Source organism: Colwellia aquaemaris, assembly GCF_057548755.1.
Map to the genome: position 1 here is coordinate 132,061 of NZ_BAAJLV010000007.1, position 19,113 is coordinate 151,173.

Here is a 19,113-nt window from a genome sequence, read left to right on the forward strand (position 1 = left end):
ATGGATACCAATACTAAAGATGATTTACATTGTCAGGCAGTATCACCACCAAGTTTGGCGATTTTATTGCTGACATGGTTTTTACCTGCACACATAGTTGACGCAATTCTAGGTGATTTATTGGAAGAGTTTAGCGAACGTGTGAAAGATAGTGATATAGCCGCAAAACGTTGGTTTTGGCAGCAATCGTTACATACCAGTGGGATTTATTTTAAGCACGTATTTAACTCACCTAGCGTGTTTAAAAAACTAAATATTCTTTTAGCTATGGTGTTCTTTGTCTTAGCGTTTATGCTTATTGCTTGGCTATCTTACGCAGATAACTTAGCAGACTATGCGCCTGATTTTTGGCAAACCTTGCTAACTGGGCAAGCACATATGGCATTGTTTGATGGTGCTTTTTGGGCTAGCGTACTGGAATATATCGGTATGATTGACGACGTTTGGTTTTTGCTTGATAGTCCTTCATTGATTCTTGCTATTTTTAGTCTTTCACTGTTAGTTTACCTTGATAAAAAATCTAGTTTTAGTCCTCTTCAAATGGCTTGTTGGGGATACGCTTTAGTCGTTCTTCCGTATTTTTGGTCACTGCTACATATTAACAGTAATCATTTTGTTGCCACTGAAATAGGGCCTATTATTGCTATTGGTTTATTGTCATTCTTGTATATGATTTTACCGGTGAGCTACTTAGTTCATAAAAAGTTAAAACAAGCTGAAATAGCAATTGAATCTCCGGCGTACAATAAGCAGGAAACAAATGAAAATTTTTAATGATATAGCTAAATTTGGTCGCTATATTCAGTTAGCGTTTGCGACTTTTTTATTGGTTAATTTGCTTGCTTGCTCACCAAGTCAGGTGCAAAGCTCTAAAGCGTTAAAAACACATCGTTATTCAGCAACCACCATAACAGCAGCTGCGATATCAGATGATGGTCAACTTGCATTTATTGCTGAGCCACAACAAATTTGCCTATGGGATAACCTACAGCATCAGAAACTTGCAAGATGTTTAAAAGGCAGTGAAGCTGAGCATATAGAATTGTTGGGTATATCAGCAGATAAGCAGTTCTTCTATACGTCAAATCAGATGAATGTACGCTTGTATCGTTTAACTAACCAAAACAAACTGCAACAAGTCAATGAGTGGTATAGCGATAATAATATTATTAACGATATCGCCATATCAGCGAAAGGTGCAAAGTTAGTGCTTGGTTATCGAAATGGTCAAGTGAGTATTGTTGATACTAAATCGGGCAATAAAAGTGCGTTTCAACAACATAGGTTAGATATTAATGCTGTTTCGTTATCTAAAGATGGTGGTTTGGCGTTTACCGGCTCAAGTGATAAAACTGCCGTACTGTGGCGCACTGATACTGGCGAAAAGCTTAAAACCTTTGAGCACCGTACTCGGGTTAATCATGTTGATATAAGCGATGATGCACAGCTCGGTTTTTCAATTGATTCAATTAATGACCGCGTGTTTTGGCAATTAAATAGTAATGAAGACGCTCAAATGAGTGAATTGCAAACAAGTCTTAAATTTCTTGAAATTAATCATTCAGCATTTTCTAGCGATAAACAATATTTTTTAACAGGCTCTCCTAAACAAAAAATTATGCTTTGGCGCATTAGTGATGGCGAGTTAATAGGGCAGTGGCAGTCGGCACAAGTTGGCCGTTCATCGGTTTTACAGGTCGCATTTATTGCGACTAATCGTATAGCAATTATTACCAGTGACGGCATTTATCAAGAGTTCCCACTATTGGAAATTCAATGATGAATTAAGCACACATTATCTATATTGGTGAAATCATTCGTTAAGGTTCATGACTTCACCTATTTGTGCAGGTCAATCGGAAGATGATATTAGGTGCTTTTCTAAAAACTGTTCAAAGGAGGTTAAGGTTTTAATTCTATTCTGCTCAATTTCTAAATGATGATTACCATTTTTTAATTCAACATACTCTACGTCTTTATCATAGTCTTGTAATTCATCGCGCATCATTTGACTATGCTTGACATCAACCACGCGATCTTTATCGCCATGAATTAGTAGTACAGGAATGTTAATCTTTTCAGCGAAATTGACAGGCGATTGTTGTTCTAATTTATCGTAATCATCGCCTATTTGTTTTTTCACAACTTTATAGCTGGTGAACTTTCGCGATTTTTTCACTAAATATTCAAGGTCGGATACACCAGCGAAACTGCCAGCACAGCGAAATATATGTTGCTGTTTTACCGCGGCCATTAAAGCCGCATAACCACCGTAACTGGCGCCTATGATGCAAATATTGTTTTGTTTTATATTATGAGTCTTTGAAAGCCAAGTAGCAGCGTCGGCAAGATCGTCCTGCATAGCGCCACCCCAACTTTTAATTGACGCCATTTCAAAATCAAAGCCATAACCAGATGAACCTCTAAAGTTTGGCTCCAAAATGGTGTAGCCACGGCTGGCGAAAAACTCGGTAAACCAATCAAATCCGGCATAGTTTCTGGCCATTGGCCCGCCATGTGGAATGATTAATGCCTTTTGATGTTTTGGAGCACTAAGGTGTGGCAAAGTTATATAACCTTCTATTGTGGTTTTATCTCTTGCTTGATAGCTAATTTTATTTTTGCCAGATAATTGTTGCTCGTTAAGTAATGGGTATTGCTCTAGAACAAAACTTAGCGAACCGGCTTGTCGATCCCCTAAATAGTAAGCTCCGGGTGTTGTTGGGTTACTAGAAAATAAAATGTACTTTTGCTCATCGCCGCTAAAACTAGAAATATTGTTATAGGCGTCAGGAATGGCTTTGTTTAATGCTTTTTGAAATTGGGCGTATTCATCTGCGAAGAAGACTTTGGCATTATTGGCTTCACCATGATAAACACCGATAACGTCTTTGGTTTTTCTTGAATAAATTAGCGATCCTTCAATGTCATAATTGGGATCTGCGTAGACTAATTCTCGGGGTAAGTCCTGCTTACTTACATCGACTTTAAATATGGCATATCGGCCGTTGTGATCTGCGCGAATATATAACTCGTTGGGATTCAAACCAAAACCTAACGGAGAAATATCAGGAGCATCAAAAATTTCATATTCCCAAATATTGCGCCATTTTTTAGTTTCTAAATCGTATAAACGATAGAAAATTGTTGTTTCATCACGACCAAAACCTAACCTAAGTCTGTGCTGTTGATCTGTCATCCAACCATAAATATGGCTTTTACCTCGATATTCTAAATGTCTTATACGTTCGCTCTCGAGATTAATTTTATAAACATCGGGTTGGTTAGGGACTTTTAAGTCAATCGCCATCAGAATATGATTTGGCTCATCCGGTAAAATATCAATAATATTGTTTTGAATTTGAGCGTAACGTTCATTACTTTTCGGTTTTATGACTGAAGTGGCTGAGTCACTACCATCAGCTTTGACTTTCAGCAATCGTGTTTCAGTATATTTTACTCCATATCGGCTAACAGGATAGTCAGCGCTTACCAGTAATGTTTCATTATTCGCCCATAGATACCAACCAATTTTAAATTTCTGATTATCGGTACCAACAATATAACGTGTTTTTGGCGTTATTAAATCAGTTGTACCTATATAGGTACTGCCTTTAATAATGCGAATAAAGGCAATTTTGTTACCGTCTGGGGAAAGTGTGACTTGGCTTACTTCAGGTAAATTTCCGAAAGCTTCAACAGGTAGCTGCTCATCTGTAGCTGTGCCATAGCTATCAAAGGAAAGTATAAATAATAAAGTGGTAATAAGGAAACTGAATCGGCTCATCCTTGCCTCGTAGTGATTATGTTATAAGTAAAAACTTATGTTAGCGATATATATCGCTAAGTAAATAATTTTTATGGTATCTGTTTGAAAAAGTTGCTGATATCAATTTATAAAGAGGCGAGCTCTAGTGTAAAGATGCGTAAAGTACTGAACTTATTGTGCAATTACTGACTCTATTGCTGTATTACCGCATTAACTTTTGCTTGGAGTCTTTTATGCACAGCGACACCGAAACATCGACGGCAAGTCTAATATCCCATCAAGTACACATTGTAAGTGTTTTTTTATTGCTAGTGATTATGAGCTTGTTGGCATAGGTATAGCTAAATTCTTATATGCGTCCTCTAATACCGTAAGCGCTTAACTATTATTATTGTTCAGTATTTTAATCTTTATACTATCGAAAATGACAGTTCCTACCAACTACCCTGAATAGTCTTACGTAACCTTTTTGTTATAAAGTTTTCATTTTTCCGTCATGTTTCTTTTATCTTACTGTCACCTTAACTGACTAGTCTGCTGGTGGTGCTAATGCTGATGCATTAGCAATACACACATTTACTTAAAAATAACACCAAAGGAAGCATTATGAACTCGAAATGGGTTTCACTTTCAGCTTTGTCATCATTCTTACTCTCTAGCGTTGCGATTGCTGGGGTATTACCAAATGTACAAAAAGAGAATTCGTGGTTTACTGACGGTGAACAAGCAATTGCTGCGAAAAAGTCACTAGTTACACGTAATAAAGCAAAAAATGTCATCTTATTTGTTGGTGACGGCATGGGGATTTCGACCTTAACAGCTGCACGTATTCTTGATGGCCAAACACGAGGTAAATCTGGCGAAGAAGGCTATTTAAGTTTTGAAGAGTTTGCTTATTCTGCACAAGTAAAAACCTACAATGTTGATGCGCAAACTCCCGATTCAGCTGGCACTATGACTGCAATGATCTCAGGAATAAAAACGGATGTTGGTGTTATTGGAGTTGATGAAGATATTGTGCGTGGCGACTGTACAACGGTTGCAGGTAATGAGCTGGTAACTGCAATTGAAGCTGCGGAAATAAAAGGATTGTCGACAGGGATTATATCAACTGCACGTATAACCCATGCAACGCCAGCTGCAACTTATGCAAAATCTGCTGACCGCAATTGGGAAGATGTATCTGATATGCCAAAAGCTGCTGTTACCGCTGGTTGTGTTGATATTGCCAGTCAGCTTGTGCATTTTGAAAAGAATTTAGAGCAGCGTTTTCCCGGAGTGGATGTTGATGGTATTGAAGTTGCATTCGGTGGTGGTCGTCGTCATTTTTTGCCAAAAGATGCCAGCTTTAACAGTGCTGATGCCGCAAGTGAAATTGAAGGCGATCGCACAGATGGTGTTGATCTAACAGCAAAGTGGCAAGAGCAATATGAAAATGGCCAATATATCATCGACCAAGCAGGTTTTGATGCCATCGATGCCAACGCAACTGAGCGTGTTTTTGGCTTATTCAATGAATCACATATGCAATATGAAGCAGATCGTGAAAATGATATTGCCGGCGAACCGTCATTAACTGAGTTAACCAGTAAAGCGATTGATATTCTTGACAATAACGACAAAGGTTTTTTACTTGTTGTTGAGTCTGGCCGCATTGATCATGGCCATCATGCCGGGTCGGCTTACAATGCACTTACCGATACCATCGAATTTGCTAATGCCGTAAAAGCGGCAGTGGCAAACACTGATCCAGAAGAAACATTGATTTTGGTGACAGCTGATCATAGCCATGTATTTACCATTGCCGGCTACCCAAAACGTGGTAACCCAATTTTAGGAAAAGTTGTTAACGTTGGTGACACTGAGCCAACTTTGGCGGCTGACGGCATGCCTTATACAACAGTGGGCTATACCAACGGCCGAGGTTTTAGAAACCTTGCCAATGAAACCAATGCAGATGCCACCTATGGTGACGACTCAGTTGCTGGTCGACAAGACTTAACTGCTGTTGACACTACTGCAACTGGTTTTCACCAAGAAGCTACCGTTCCATTAAGTTCAGAAACACATGCTGGTGAAGATATCAGCCTGCATGCAACAGGGCCAGGTGCTCACTTGGCGCAAGGTGTTATCGAGCAAAGTGTAGTTTTTCATATTATTAATCAATCTCTTGGCTTAATTGCTAATTAATTTGTCACTTTCTAGGAATTCACAATGAAAACTTTAAAAATTTTATCCTTAGCCGTTTTGACAGCACTAGCTGGATGTGATGGTGATGATGGCAAAGATGGTAGTAACGGTACAAATGGTGTAAACGGTTTAAATAGTTTAATAAGTCAAACCATGTTGACGGTTGGCCATGAGCAATGTTTAAACGGCGGCATACAGATTGACTCTGGTATTGACGATGACAATTCTGGTGTTCTTGATAACGGTGAAATTGATGCAACCGAATATGTTTGTTCGCCAGCGGTTGCGCAAGTGCAAGGCTCAGCCTTAGATGCAACGACTAATAATGCTTGGTATGAGCAAGGGCAACAAGTATTAGCACAGGCAAAAGTGAACCGTCAGACAATTGCCACAAGTCAAGGTAAAGCAAAAAACGTTATTTTATTTGTTGGAGATGGTATGGGGTTATCAACCGTCACTGCAGCGAGAATTCTTGCTGGTCAGCAGTTAGGTAAAATGGGAGAGGAACATCAATTAAGCTTTGATAAATTTCCATTTTCTGGTTTTGCGAAAACCTACAATGTTGATGCTCAAACACCTGACTCTGCGGGAACTATGACAGCAATGATGTCTGGTGTGAAAACTGACGTTGGCGTTATAGGTGTTACACAAGCCATTGAACGTGGTAACTGTAGTACGGTTTCAGGTAATGAACTAGTTACGGCGCTCGAATTAGCAGAAATTGCCGGCAAGTCTACAGGGGTTATTTCCACGGCGAGAATTACCCATGCAACGCCGGCAGCTACTTATGCAAAGTCGGCAGACCGAAATTGGGAAGATATTTCAGATATGCCCGCAGATGCAGTAACCAATGGTTGTGTTGATATTGCGTCACAATTGATCAGCTTTGAAAGTGACTTAGAAAGCCGCTATAGCGGACTAGACGTTGATGGTATTGAAGTGGTGCTTGGTGGTGGTCGCCGCCACTTTTTACCAAAAGATGCTGCCTTTAATTCAGCTGATGCCGTTAGTACCGTTGAAGGTGATCGCACCGATGGTCGAGATTTAACAGCAGAGTGGAAAGCACAATACCCAGCGGGTAATTACGTTATTGATCAAGCAGGTTTTAATGCAATTGATGCTGATGTTACCGAGCGAGTATTTGGTTTATTTAACGAATCGCATATGCAGTATGAAGCTGATCGCGAAAATGACATTTTAGGTGAGCCGTCATTAAGTGAAATGACCAGTAAAGCGATTGATGTCCTCGACAATAATGAAAAAGGTTACTTCTTAATGGTAGAAGCTGGCCGTATTGACCACGGACATCACGCTGGCAGTGCACATGGTGCGTTGACCGATGCTATTGCATTTGCCGATGCTGTGCAAGCTGCGGTAAATTCAACTAATCCAGAAGAAACCTTGATAATAGTAACAGCGGATCATAGTCATGTATTTACCATGGCCGGCTATCCTAAGCGCGGTAATCCTATTTTAGGGAAAGTGGTGCGTGTAGGTAAAACAGAGCCAAGTTTAGCGAGTGATGGCATGCCATACACCACATTGGGCTACACCAATGGTAAAGGTTTCCGTGATTTGGGTACTGAAACTAATGCCGATGAAGGCTATACCGGTGATGCTGTAACGGGACGTGTAGATTTAACCAGCGTTGATACCACTGCGGCAGGTTTTCATCAGGAAGCTTTAGTGCCACGAAGCTCTGAAACTCATGCCGGTGAAGATGTTGGCATTTATGCTATGGGGCCTGGTTCTCATTTAGTGACTGGCACTAATGAGCAAAGCATTATATTCCATGTAATGAATTATGCTGCTGATTTAGTTAATCAAGCAGAATCAGTATTAAAGTAGTTTGCTGGAAACGAAATGTCGCAACAGTAATGATTGCGACATTGATGTTTATGAAAACTGTAACATCGTCATCGGTGTTACAGCTTAAATGAGAATAATGGTTAGGTTAGTAATTATGAAAGTTGTTATGGTTTTGTTTTCACTTTTTTCCTTCAATATTTTTGCGCAAGAGTGCCAACTCGCCGTTGACTCGATCAGTGCCCAGTATCAGGTAATAGAAAACGATAAATTGATTAAAACATCATTCAAACAAAGTGATACGCCAATAAAGATTGAACTTCATCGCAAAGGCAATAGCGTACTTCAGCGCTTTGAAAATACGGGTATTAGCCATATATGGTCGAAAATGGCAAATAAGCGTATTTCGCTGGTGCGAGTTTTTGAACAATACCAACATGCTATCGAATATCAGCCAAATGAACTAAGCCAAAAGCCAAGTTGGCAAAGCATCAATCAATTACTACCCACGCCTGAAATTAAGAAAATGACGCTAATTTCAAAAGCTGGTGATGGTTGTCAGTTAAAAGAATATTACCAATTAAATGCTGGCGAAAATGAATATCAATTAACATGGATGCCAGAACTTGCACTTGTGAGCCACTTTGAAGTAAAAACGCGTAAGCTAGCTAAACAATGGAAGTTAATGTCTTTTGAAGTAAATAGTGCTCGCTCAGCGGATTTGTTTGCACAATATATGAATTATAGTAGTACCGACTATGCAGATATTGGTGATAATGAGTCAAATCCATTTTTAGCAAAAATGATCCACCAAGGTTTTATGCCAACACAAGATGTCACAGATGATGAACATCAACATTAACTGTATATAAGTTAAGCAAATGAAAAAAACACAGTATGATACTGTGTTTTTTACGTTTAATTGTTTGTGGTTTTAGTAACCACTATATATATGTTTTTTTATGACATTGCTTTGGTTGAGTGTGGCATTACTGGGAATTTCAATATTTCCAGAGAGTAAGTAAATAACTTTTTCTCCTTGCTCTGCTAACTCTAAAGCATGCTGAACATTAATTAATATACTTGATGCTATTTCTTGAGGGTATTTACTGGCATCTCTACGGACATACTCTATTAGGTCAAGGTTAATGTTTTGATCATAAAAAACAGCATCAGCAAACTGCATTTCACGGTGAGCTTTTAAAGTTAAATTGTCAGGGTTGCCATCTGCGCTGTGAATAAAAACAATTTCACCACTTGGTGGTGTCGTTTGATTTTGTAAACTGCTAATCAGTTGCTGTTCAGCGCGTGTTGTATTGCCGTCCAAAATAGCTTGACCAATGCTGCCTCGTAACGTGCGCTCCCAAAATGTTCGACGATCTCGCATACTTTTAACTCTTGCTTTTACATGATCGCGAAATTTAAATGAAAAATCGGCTAACTTTCCATAACCATTAGGTAAGGTTTTTTCTATTTGTTCTCGTAACATCCGTAATAATATCGGCGCACTGCCAGAGCTAGACATAGCAATTATCATTGGGCTTCTGTCAATAATGGCCGGTGTGATGTAACTACATAATTCAGGTTGATCTACAACATTAGTCAATAGTTTTAAGCGTGCGCTTTCTTGTGCAACCGCACTGTTTACGTCGCTACTGTCAGTGGCGGCAATAACAATATTCACTTGCTCTAAATGACCTGGCTGGTAATTGTGCTTTAGCCATGTAAGTTGATGAACATTAACAAGGCGCTCAACACTACTGTTAAGTGTTTCTGACATAACTGTGATGTTATTCGTAGATTTTAATAATAACTCTATTTTCCGAGCCGCAACTTCGCCACCGCCAATTATCATGGCGTTTATATGCTTGGCATCTAAATAAATAGGAAAATACTTCATGTTATTGTTCTCTAACGTTAGTTTTGCTTTATAAAACTATATTACTTTGGCAAAGTTAATTGTATAAAGGCTGAGGTTATTAAAAGGATAATAGATCTTTACTGACCGCTAAGCCATTACTATCGCCATAAATATATTGACCTGGATTAAAACTTAGTGCTGCAAAGTTTACTCTGGTGTTAATTTCACCTTGTCCGAGCTTTTCAGTTTTTATTGGGCAACAAGCCAAAGCTTTTACACCAATAGGTAGTGTGCCAATTGTCCCCGCGTCACGAATACAGCCATTAATAACTATGCCTTGCCAACCATTTTTTACTGCTTGCTCTGCCAGCATGTCGCCAAGTAAGGCATTTGTCATACTTGCGTTACCATCAACTACCATCACTTTGCCATCACCATTTTGGGTAACTAGTTCTTTGACTTTTGAATTGTCATTCCAACAATGCACTGTAACTATTTCACCATAAAAAATACGATTACCGCCATAGTCATTAAAAATAGGGGCGGCAAGTGTTAACTTTTGCCTATGGCTGTCAAATAGGTCGGGAAGTAAATCTAGCATTAGTGTTTTACCTAGAACATTTAAAGATGTTACCACTTTAGCAAATATCAATAGCTTATTTTTCTCAATTGGTATGATGTTGAATATAATAGTTGGTGATGACCTACATTTGCCATTGCTTCAATATTTTTTGGTAACTGCCATCTTTTTTCATTTCTCTAAGGGCATTTTTTAACGCGTGAACAATGCTGGCGTCGGTTTGTAAACTTGCTGCGATATAAAGGTCGTTAGCAAAATTTGGTACTTGATAGTTGAGCTTGATTTCATTTGGGTCAAGCCCTATGGCTGCTATTTCGTAGCGCCAAACTTTATCATTGGTAAAAGCGGCATCAATACGGCCACTATACAAAAGCTCCCAAAGTACGTCGTATTTGCTACTGATAATTAAGTTGTCGTTATTTTTAAAGCTATGCTCTCGTAGATAACTTTCTGCGAGGTCGCTGCGAATTGTGCCAATGCTATATTTTTTGGCATCAGTTAAGCTATTGATATTAATTTCTGGCTTTGACTTAAGTGTTGCTAAATAAGACTTTAGCGTATAAAGCTTACCTATCCATTGAAATTTTTTTTCTCTTTTTTTATCTCTAAATAATGAAAATATAATGGTGTTTTTCTTACTTAACGCCAATTGATAACTGCGTGCCCAGGGGTAAAATTTTATCTCAGAACTAAGCTGCGCTTTTTTAAGCATAGCTTGTACTATTTCGACCATAGCACCACTAGGTTGATTATTGTTATCGAGCATTTGTAGAGGTGGGATTTCTTCACTAACAATTTGGAACTGTTGTGACAAACATGTTGCTGATATGCAGCATAAAAAAAGTAAGGTTATTTTCAGCATATTATTAGAACCTTATAAAGTCGCATTAAAGCATACGGTTTTCGGTTATTGTTATTAGGATTCTAAGGCACCTTTTATTTTAGTATATGACCAATAGGGTATGTTGTCGCGTCGTTGGGTGCTAAACTATGCGAAAAATTTGTAACGAGAAAAGTCATGCCTTGGATACAGCTAAGATTAAGTGCTGATGAAGAAACAGCAGAAAAATATAGTGATTGGTTAAGTGCTTGTGGTGCCCAAGCTGTCACCTTTATTGATGCTAAAGATACGCCAATATATGAACCTTTGCCGGGTGATGAAGTTATTTACTGGCATAACACCGTCGTAATGGGCTTGTATGATGCAAGTCATGATATGGATAAAGTTTTAAATTATTTAAAAAGCATTCATCCAGATAAAGAAAATATGTCATACAAGCTTGAACAGCTTGAAGATAAAGATTGGGAACGGGAATGGATGGATAACTTTCACCCAATGAAATTTGGCCAGCGCCTATGGATTTGCCCAAGCTGGCGTGAAGTGCCAGAGCCAGATGCGGTAAATGTGATGTTAGACCCAGGTTTAGCGTTTGGTACCGGAACGCACCCAACAACTGCATTATGCTTAACTTGGCTTGATAGCCTAGATCTAACAGGTAAAACTGTGGTCGACTTTGGCTGCGGCTCCGGCATTTTATCTCTTGCCGCCTTAAAGTTAGGGGCCAAGAAAGTCATTGGTATCGATATTGACCCCCAAGCTTTACAAGCAAGTTTAGAAAACGCCAAACGTAATCATTGTGAAGATCGTTTAGAATTATTTTTGCCTAAAGATCAACCTGAGTTTAAAGCAGATATCGTTGTCGCTAATATTTTAGCTGGGCCATTGCGCGAACTTGCGCCGGTGATTCTTGAGTATGTTGGCGATAAAGGTTTGTTGGCGCTTTCTGGTGTTTTAGAAGAGCAAGCACAGCAATTACAAGAAATTTATGGTCAGTATTGTGTTATGGACCCAGTAACCGTAAAAGATGAATGGGTGCGTCTATCTGGTATTCGTCGCTAAGCACGCAAAAAATGAGCAGCTTTTGTTACTAGATTGTACGAAAACTGCTCACATTAACCATTTATAAAATGTCAATATAAAAAACGTGAAAAAAAGCGCTTTTTGTTCAATTTATATCCTTTTCAATCTGAAAAAAAACACGTAAACTGTGCGCCCTTTTGACAGGTAGCTCAAAAAAACACCAACGTGAGAATAGGTCCATATACATTAGCAAGTAATACTATGCTTGCGCCCATGGCGGGAATTACCGATCAACCATTTAGGCAATTATGTTGTCAAATGGGGGCAGGGTTAGCAGTATCAGAAATGATGTCTTCAAACCCGAAAGTATGGAATACAGGAAAATCTCAACGACGTATGGTGCATAGCGAGGAAGCGGGAATTCGGTCAGTACAAATTGCTGGTTCGGATCCTGAAGAATTAGCTTTTGCTGCTCAGTTCAATGCAGATAATGGTGCCCAAATTATTGATATTAATATGGGGTGTCCTGCGAAAAAGGTAAACAAGAAATTGGCAGGTTCAGCGTTACTAAAAGAGCCGGCATTAGTTGAACAGATTGTTAAATCTGTTGTTGAAGCCGTGAATATTCCGGTAACGTTGAAAATTCGAACTGGCTGGTGTGAAAGCACTCGCAACGGTGTCGAAATTGCTCAAATAGCACAATATAACGGTATTCAATCCTTGGCTGTACATGGGCGTACCCGCAATGACTTTTATAAAGGTGATGCAGAGTACGATACTATTAAAGCCATTAAAAAAGCGGTGAGTATTCCGGTTGTTGCAAATGGCGATATCACTTGTGCAGAGAAAGCTGAACAAGTACTAAATTACACTGGGGCAGATGCCATTATGGTTGGCCGTGGTGCCCAAGGGAAACCTTGGATTTTTCGGGAAATTAATCATTTCTTGAAAACAGGTAGGCATTTGCCTGCGCCTTCAATGGATGAAGTGCGTTCAATATTAATTGGTCATGTAAAGGATTTACACAATTTTTACGGTGACTTTATGGGTGTACGTTTTGCCCGTAAACATGTTTCTTGGTATATGCAAACGCATGAACAAGGAAAATCGTTTCGTTCTATTTTTAATGCACTAGAGTCTGTTTCAGAGCAACTCGACGCATTAACTATGTATTTTGATAATTTAACTTTAGAAAGAGTCTGAACTTTATGTTTGAACAAAATATTTCCTCTCCATTTATTACTGGTGACCTACAAACTCAGACAAAGGCATCGCCTTTACGCACACAAGCAAAAGTAGCTATTAAAAACTACTTGTCTCAGTTAAACGGTAATGACGTTGATGATATGTACGACCTTGTGCTTTCAGAAATTGAAGCGCCAATGCTTGAAGAAGTCATGCAATATACTCGTGGCAACCAAACCCGCGCAGCTAACTTGTTAGGCATCAACCGTGGTACTTTACGTAAAAAGTTAAAAAAATACGGTATGAACTAAGATTTACGACAGGTTAACCTGTCATTTAAAAAGCACCCTAGGGTGCTTTTTTGTTATTAGGACTGTAAAAGTTATCCAAATAGTCAACTTTCAGCTTAATAGAAATGTCGCATATTTAAAGATAACGGAAGCGATATCGAGCATAGCTCACCGCCACGGACATGTGTCATAGGCCAGACAATCATTTTAATTATAGGTAATTAGAAAAACCATGGATACACCACGCCCAATCAAACGTGCACTACTAAGTGTTTCAGATAAAACTGGAATTGTAGAGTTTGCTCAACGCTTAGCTGAGAAAAATGTCGAAATTTTATCAACTGGCGGTACCGCAAAATTACTTGCTGAAAACGGTATTAAAGTTATTGAAGCGTCAGAATATACAGGTCATCCTGAAATTATGGACGGGCGTGTAAAAACACTTCATCCAAAAATTCATGGCGGTATCTTAGCGCGTCGCGGTGTTGATGAAGCCGTGATGAACGAAAACAATATCAGCGCGATTGATATGGTGGTTGTCAACCTATATCCATTTGCAAATACTGTTGCTAAGGAAGGCTGTAGCTTAGAAGATGCGGTAGAAAACATCGATATTGGTGGTCCAACTATGGTGCGCGCAGCAGCAAAAAACCACAGAGATGTGACTATTGTTGTTAATGCTAAAGATTACGGCCGTGTGTTAGCTGAAATGGATGCTAATAGCGACTCACTAACATTTAATACTCGTTTTGATCTTGCGATTGCTGCTTATGAGCATACGGCAAGCTACGACGGTATGATCGCTAACTACTTTGGAAAAATGTTATCTGCCCATGGCAGTGAAGCAAGTGAAGTAAACTTTGACGTAAAAAATAAGTTTCCACGCACAGTAAATAGCCAATTTATCAAAAAGCAAGATTTACGTTATGGTGAAAATTCACATCAAGATGCAGCATTTTATGTAGAAGAAAACCCTGAAGAAGCTTCTGTTTCAACGGCGACGCAAATTCAAGGTAAAGCGCTTTCATATAACAATATTGCTGATACTGATGCCGCTTTAGAGTGTGTAAAAGAATTTGATGAAGCCGCATGTGTTATTGTTAAGCATGCTAACCCATGTGGTGTAGCAATTGGCGATAATATTTTATCTGCTTATGAGCAAGCTTTTAAAACTGACCCAACATCAGCATTTGGTGGCATTATTGCCTTTAACCGTGAACTAGATGCCGATACTGCTGAAGCCATTGTTTCTCGCCAATTTGTTGAAGTGATTATCGCACCAAGCATTTCTGACGCAGCTGCACAAATTGTCGCCGCTAAGCCAAACGTTCGTTTATTAGAATGTGGTCAATGGTCAACACAAACAACAGGTCTAGACTATAAACGCGTTAATGGCGGTTTATTAGTACAAGATAGAGACCAAGGTAAAGTTGCCGCGAGCGATTTAAAAGTGGTTACTAAGCGCCAACCTACAGAAGCAGAAATGCGTGATTTACAATTTTGCTGGAAAGTTGCAAAGTATGTTAAATCAAATGCCATTGTTTATGTGAAAAATAGCATGACTATTGGCGTTGGTGCGGGACAAATGAGTCGCGTGTATTCAGCGAAAGTTGCAGGTATCAAAGCCGCTGATGAAAACTTAGAAGTTGCAGGTTCGGTTATGGCATCTGATGCCTTCTTCCCATTCCGTGACGGTTTAGACGCTGCCGCCGAAGCGGGCATTACTGCCGTTATTCAGCCAGGTGGTTCTATGCGTGATGAAGAAGTGATTGCAGCAGCAGATGAGCACAATATTGCTATGGTATTTACCGGCATGCGTCATTTCCGTCACTAATTAACAGTGATGGTTTAAAGTGCCCAATGATACCGGGCACTTTTATTTGCCTCCTAAATGCAACGACTCGGGTTTCATCCTCGTGTAACATTTGGAAATGTTCAGATCAGTTCAAGTGCTAATTTTTGTCGATAAGATAAATCTATCAACGCTGAACATCTTGAGAAAATCTGCTATAACTAGCGTTTAAAAAAATAACTAGTTAATGGAAGATAACAATGCATACAACAGCTCAAACACTCAAAAAAGTTTTTACCGCTTCTATCATCTCTGCAACATTATTGTGTTCAGGTATAGCAGCTGCACATCAGCATGGGCAACTTGAACAAGCCATTGCCGGTGATCATAGATCTGATAAAAATAAAGCGCGTGATCAATTTCGTCATCCGAAAGAAACGCTAGAATTCTTTGGTTTTGAACCATCAATGACGGTTGTTGAAATTACGCCGGGTGGCGGTTGGTACACCGAGATTTTAGCACCTGCTGTTAAAGGCAAAGGAAAGTTGTATGGCGCACACTACCCAGATACAAATGAAGATAATTACTATAGTAAGTCACGAAAGCAATTAGTTAAAAAACTGGCAAGCAATGAGGTTTTCAGTGAAGTAGAGTTGACTAACTTTGTACCTCGTCAGGCTAGTGAGCTTGCCCCTGCTGGAAGTGCTGATTTAGTGCTAACTTTCCGTAACTTGCATAACTGGCGTGATGCTGGTGTAGAGCAAGCGTTTAAAGATGCTTACAAAGCATTGAAAAAGGGTGGTGTGTTAGGTGTTGTTGAACACCGTTTACCGGCTGGTGTTGATGCGAAAAAAGCCATGGGTTATGTTTCGCAAAGTAAAACTATCGAACAAGCGATAGCTGCGGGTTTCACATTGGCAGCAACTAGTGAAATAAATGCTAACCCGAAAGATACGGCTGTTCATCCGAAAGGTGTTTGGACGTTACCACCAGTGTTACGTTTAGGTGAGCAAGATAAAGCAAAATATATGGCGATTGGCGAAAGCGATCGCATGACCTTAAAGTTTGTAAAATAAACTAACCTAGCTGCTATATAGTGTACCTATATAGCAGCATGTATAAATTAGGAAACTAAGTTAATGAATGTTTTGGTAATTGGTAGTGGTGGTCGTGAACATGCACTTGCATGGAAAGCAGCACAATCAGATGCAGTAACAACGGTTTTTGTGGCTCCAGGAAATGCTGGTACGGCAACAGAAGCAAAACTGGAAAATGTTGCGATTTCGGTTGGTGATATTCCAGCGTTAGTGGAATTTGCTAAAAATAACAGTGTTGCTTTAACTATAGTTGGCCCAGAGCAACCGCTGGTTGATGGCGTAGTTGATGCTTTTCAAGCTGAAGGTTTAATGATTTTTGGTCCAAGTGCAAAGGCTGCTCAACTTGAAGGTTCGAAATCATTTACTAAAGACTTCCTAGCACGCAATAATATTCCAACAGGTGCTTATCAAAACTTCACTGAAATTGAGCCTGCAATTACCTATGTTCGTGAACAAGGTGCGCCTATTGTGGTTAAAGCCGATGGTCTGGCAGCAGGTAAAGGTGTTATTGTTGCGATGACATTAGAAGAAGCAGAAGATGCTATCAAAGATATGTTAGCAGGTAATGCTTTTGGCGATGCAGGGCATCGTGTAGTAATTGAAGAGTTCCTAGAAGGCGAAGAAGCAAGTTTTATCGTTATGGTTGACGGTAAAAATGTTCTGGCTTTTGCCACCAGCCAAGATCATAAGCGCGCATACAATGGTGACCAAGGCCCAAATACTGGCGGCATGGGAGCATACTCACCAGCACCTGTAGTAACAGCTGAAATTCATCAACGTGCCATGAATGAAGTTATTATGCCAACTGTAGAAGGCATGGCAAAAGAAGGCGCCCCATATACAGGCTTCTTATACGCTGGTTTAATGATAGATGCGGAAGGCACACCGAAAGTGATCGAATACAATTGTCGTTTTGGTGACCCTGAAACTCAGCCTATTATGATGCGCTTGAATTCAGATCTTGTTGAGTTATGTTTAATGGCTTGTCGTGGTGAATTAGATCAAGCCACTATCGATTTTGATCCGCGTCCTGCAGTTGGGGTGGTTTTAGCTGCTGCTGGTTACCCAGCAAGTTATCCGAAGGGCGATATCATTACAGGGTTGGAAACTAATAAAGCGGATGATCGCAAAACCTTCCATGCAGGTACTGCAGAAAAAGATGGAAATATTGTTACTGCCGGCGGCCGAGTGCTTTGTGCGACAGCGATGGGCGAAAACGTTACTCAAGCTCAAAAATCGGCTTATGCATTACTGAATGAGATATCGTGGCCAGGAGTAGAGTTTAGAACTGATATTGCCTATCGCGCAATTGAACGAGAACAAAGTTAACAGGGAATAAGTATTTTAGTTTATCTATAAAAAAGCCCAGCATACTTGCTGGGCTTTCTAGTTATTTCAATATAAAAATGAGGCTTATTTATTTAACTTGGCTAAGGTTTCTTTTTTAGCACCACCAGCAATTGCCGCAGCTATTGCAGAGTCTTTATCAAAGCCAGAATCAATCGCAGCATTTACAATGGCATTATTGTGACTGTCATCACTTTGTATAACAGCGGTGGTAACAACAGTTTCTGCTTCATCAGGAAACAAGGTTAATATCCCTTTTACGATACTTGTTGCTTGTTCCGGAATAGCACTGATAGCGGCTGTTAATATATCTAAAATCTTTGATGGGTAAGAGGAGGCGGTATTATTGACGATATTATTCATATCATACGGTTCAGTTTTAATCGCTACTCGAACAATGCTTTCGAGCTCAGTTGGACTATATTGTAGCGCCGTATTCACAATTTCTTGCGCATATGCAGGCTCAGCTTTTATTGCTATTTTAACTAACTCACTACTAGGGGCGACATCAGCCTTTATTGCGTTTTCAATAACGTCACAAGCAAGTACCGGCTCAGCTGATAACGCACCGAGCATAATTTGGCGATATTTCTCAGGGTATCGATCTAAAGCCACGCTCATAACTACGTCTACTTTCTCAGGGTAACGAGAAAGAATGGAGTGGACACTACTTTTGATGCTTCTATGTTTTTTAACTTGTTGGTTTAATATTTTGGCAATTAAACGTTCTTGTTTATAATCGGCAACATCCTTCGCCATGGCTACACTATTAATGCCAGCAAGCATTAACAATATGATTAATTTATTCATTTGCCATGCTCTTTGCATAAACTTATTAATATTCATGCTTTATTATTCTTATGTGCAAAACAATATAGAGTAAAAAACAACTTTTATCTCCTGTGTTTTTGTACATGAGAATCTAATTGTAGAGAACTATTGATATTAATTAACATAATAGACCTACTATTTAGTCTGTAAAATCGCCTGATAGTTCAAATAAAAAGCAAACAAACCTTTTTCTGTAAATTAAATGAAATTAGCGGTTGACGTCGCCGCAAAAATCCCTAAAATGCGCTCCACTTCTTCGGGGCAACCCAAGAAGCGGGTTTTAAAGAGTTATCTCATAAAGTTTTGGCTTTAATAGGTAACTTAACGTTTTAAAACGGTTGGTTTTGAAAGTTGAAAAACTTTAAAAATAAATCAAAAAAATGTTGACTTTAAAACACGGTTGCGTAGAATGCGCATCTCGCTTCGGGCAAGGCCTAGAGCGACACGTTAAACACGAATGAGATGTTTAACGGTTACTATCTCTGATAGAGAGTAAAGTAACGT

At 39.4% G+C, this 19,113-nt stretch carries 16 protein-coding genes; 11 read left to right on the top strand and 5 right to left on the bottom strand.

Going from position 1 to position 19,113, the window contains the following annotated elements; genetic code table 11:
* Window positions 1–774: a hypothetical protein gene (locus AC27HL_RS16920; protein WP_487082229.1), complete on the top strand. Its 774-nt coding sequence runs from the start codon at window positions 1–3 to the stop codon at window positions 772–774.
* Window positions 761–1,780, top strand: a complete 1,020-nt coding sequence (locus tag AC27HL_RS16925; protein WP_487082230.1) for a WD40 repeat domain-containing protein — start codon at window positions 761–763, stop codon at window positions 1,778–1,780. Before AC27HL_RS16920 ends, AC27HL_RS16925 begins: the two co-directional genes overlap by 14 nt.
* Window positions 1,781–1,852: 72 nt before the next feature.
* On the opposite strand, the gene AC27HL_RS16930 is transcribed toward AC27HL_RS16925, so the two are convergent.
* Window positions 1,853–3,787 carry an alpha/beta hydrolase family protein gene (locus AC27HL_RS16930; RefSeq protein WP_487082231.1) on the bottom strand — a complete coding sequence of 645 codons (1,935 nt, stop codon included), beginning with the start codon at window positions 3,785–3,787 and terminating at the stop codon, window positions 1,853–1,855.
* A gap of 588 nt (window positions 3,788–4,375) precedes the next feature.
* Here AC27HL_RS16930 and AC27HL_RS16935 point away from each other — a divergent pair.
* The 3 genes from AC27HL_RS16935 (at window position 4,376) to AC27HL_RS16945 (ending at window position 8,627) form a co-directional block, all read left to right on the top strand.
* The gene (locus tag AC27HL_RS16935) at window positions 4,376–5,959 is read left to right on the top strand and encodes an alkaline phosphatase (RefSeq protein ID WP_487082232.1); all 1,584 of its coding nucleotides are present in this window, start codon (window positions 4,376–4,378) and stop codon (window positions 5,957–5,959) included.
* A 24-nt stretch (window positions 5,960–5,983) separates the two neighbouring features.
* Window positions 5,984–7,807 (top strand): alkaline phosphatase family protein, encoded by a 1,824-nt coding sequence (locus AC27HL_RS16940; RefSeq protein ID WP_487082233.1) that lies wholly within the window; start codon window positions 5,984–5,986, stop codon window positions 7,805–7,807.
* 115 nt (window positions 7,808–7,922) lie between these two features.
* Window positions 7,923–8,627 (top strand): hypothetical protein, encoded by a 705-nt coding sequence (locus tag AC27HL_RS16945; protein ID WP_487082234.1) that lies wholly within the window; start codon window positions 7,923–7,925, stop codon window positions 8,625–8,627.
* A 72-nt stretch (window positions 8,628–8,699) separates the two neighbouring features.
* Here the strand turns inward: AC27HL_RS16945 and AC27HL_RS16950 are convergent, their stop codons facing one another.
* The 3 genes from AC27HL_RS16950 to AC27HL_RS16960 all read right to left on the bottom strand — a co-directional run bounded on the left by AC27HL_RS16950 (window position 8,700) and on the right by AC27HL_RS16960 (window position 11,020).
* The gene (locus AC27HL_RS16950) at window positions 8,700–9,665 is read right to left on the bottom strand and encodes a precorrin-2 dehydrogenase/sirohydrochlorin ferrochelatase family protein (RefSeq protein WP_487082235.1); all 966 of its coding nucleotides are present in this window, start codon (window positions 9,663–9,665) and stop codon (window positions 8,700–8,702) included.
* Between the two features lie 79 nt (window positions 9,666–9,744).
* Window positions 9,745–10,227 carry a putative 4-hydroxy-4-methyl-2-oxoglutarate aldolase gene (locus AC27HL_RS16955; protein WP_487082236.1) on the bottom strand — a complete coding sequence of 161 codons (483 nt, stop codon included), beginning with the start codon at window positions 10,225–10,227 and terminating at the stop codon, window positions 9,745–9,747.
* Between the two features lie 103 nt (window positions 10,228–10,330).
* Complete coding sequence (locus AC27HL_RS16960; protein WP_487082237.1) at window positions 10,331–11,020, bottom strand: substrate-binding periplasmic protein; 690 nt, start codon at window positions 11,018–11,020, stop codon at window positions 10,331–10,333.
* A 204-nt stretch (window positions 11,021–11,224) separates the two neighbouring features.
* Here AC27HL_RS16960 and prmA point away from each other — a divergent pair, with 204 nt between their 5' ends.
* From prmA to purD, 6 genes are all read left to right on the top strand, one after another.
* A complete protein-coding gene (prmA, locus tag AC27HL_RS16965; protein WP_487082238.1) occupies window positions 11,225–12,106 on the top strand; it encodes a 50S ribosomal protein L11 methyltransferase in 882 nt (293 codons plus the stop codon).
* Window positions 12,107–12,292: 186 nt separating this feature from the next.
* Complete coding sequence (gene dusB, locus AC27HL_RS16970; protein WP_487082239.1) at window positions 12,293–13,270, top strand: tRNA dihydrouridine synthase DusB; 978 nt, start codon at window positions 12,293–12,295, stop codon at window positions 13,268–13,270.
* Between the two features lie 5 nt (window positions 13,271–13,275).
* Window positions 13,276–13,563, top strand: coding sequence for a DNA-binding transcriptional regulator Fis (gene fis / locus AC27HL_RS16975; RefSeq protein WP_044832893.1), 288 nt, complete (start codon window positions 13,276–13,278; stop codon window positions 13,561–13,563).
* 211 nt (window positions 13,564–13,774) lie between these two features.
* Entirely contained in the window at window positions 13,775–15,376 is a 1,602-nt protein-coding gene (purH, locus tag AC27HL_RS16980; RefSeq protein ID WP_487082240.1) for a bifunctional phosphoribosylaminoimidazolecarboxamide formyltransferase/IMP cyclohydrolase, read from the top strand.
* Window positions 15,377–15,594: 218 nt separating this feature from the next.
* A complete protein-coding gene (locus tag AC27HL_RS16985) occupies window positions 15,595–16,410 on the top strand; it encodes a class I SAM-dependent methyltransferase (protein ID WP_487082241.1) in 816 nt (271 codons plus the stop codon).
* 63 nt (window positions 16,411–16,473) lie between these two features.
* Complete coding sequence (gene purD, locus AC27HL_RS16990) at window positions 16,474–17,760, top strand: phosphoribosylamine--glycine ligase (RefSeq protein WP_487082242.1); 1,287 nt, start codon at window positions 16,474–16,476, stop codon at window positions 17,758–17,760.
* An 84-nt stretch (window positions 17,761–17,844) separates the two neighbouring features.
* Here the strand turns inward: purD and AC27HL_RS16995 are convergent, their stop codons facing one another.
* Window positions 17,845–18,624, bottom strand: a complete 780-nt coding sequence (locus tag AC27HL_RS16995; RefSeq protein WP_487082243.1) for a hypothetical protein — start codon at window positions 18,622–18,624, stop codon at window positions 17,845–17,847.
* Window positions 18,625–19,113: the final 489 nt, after the last annotated feature.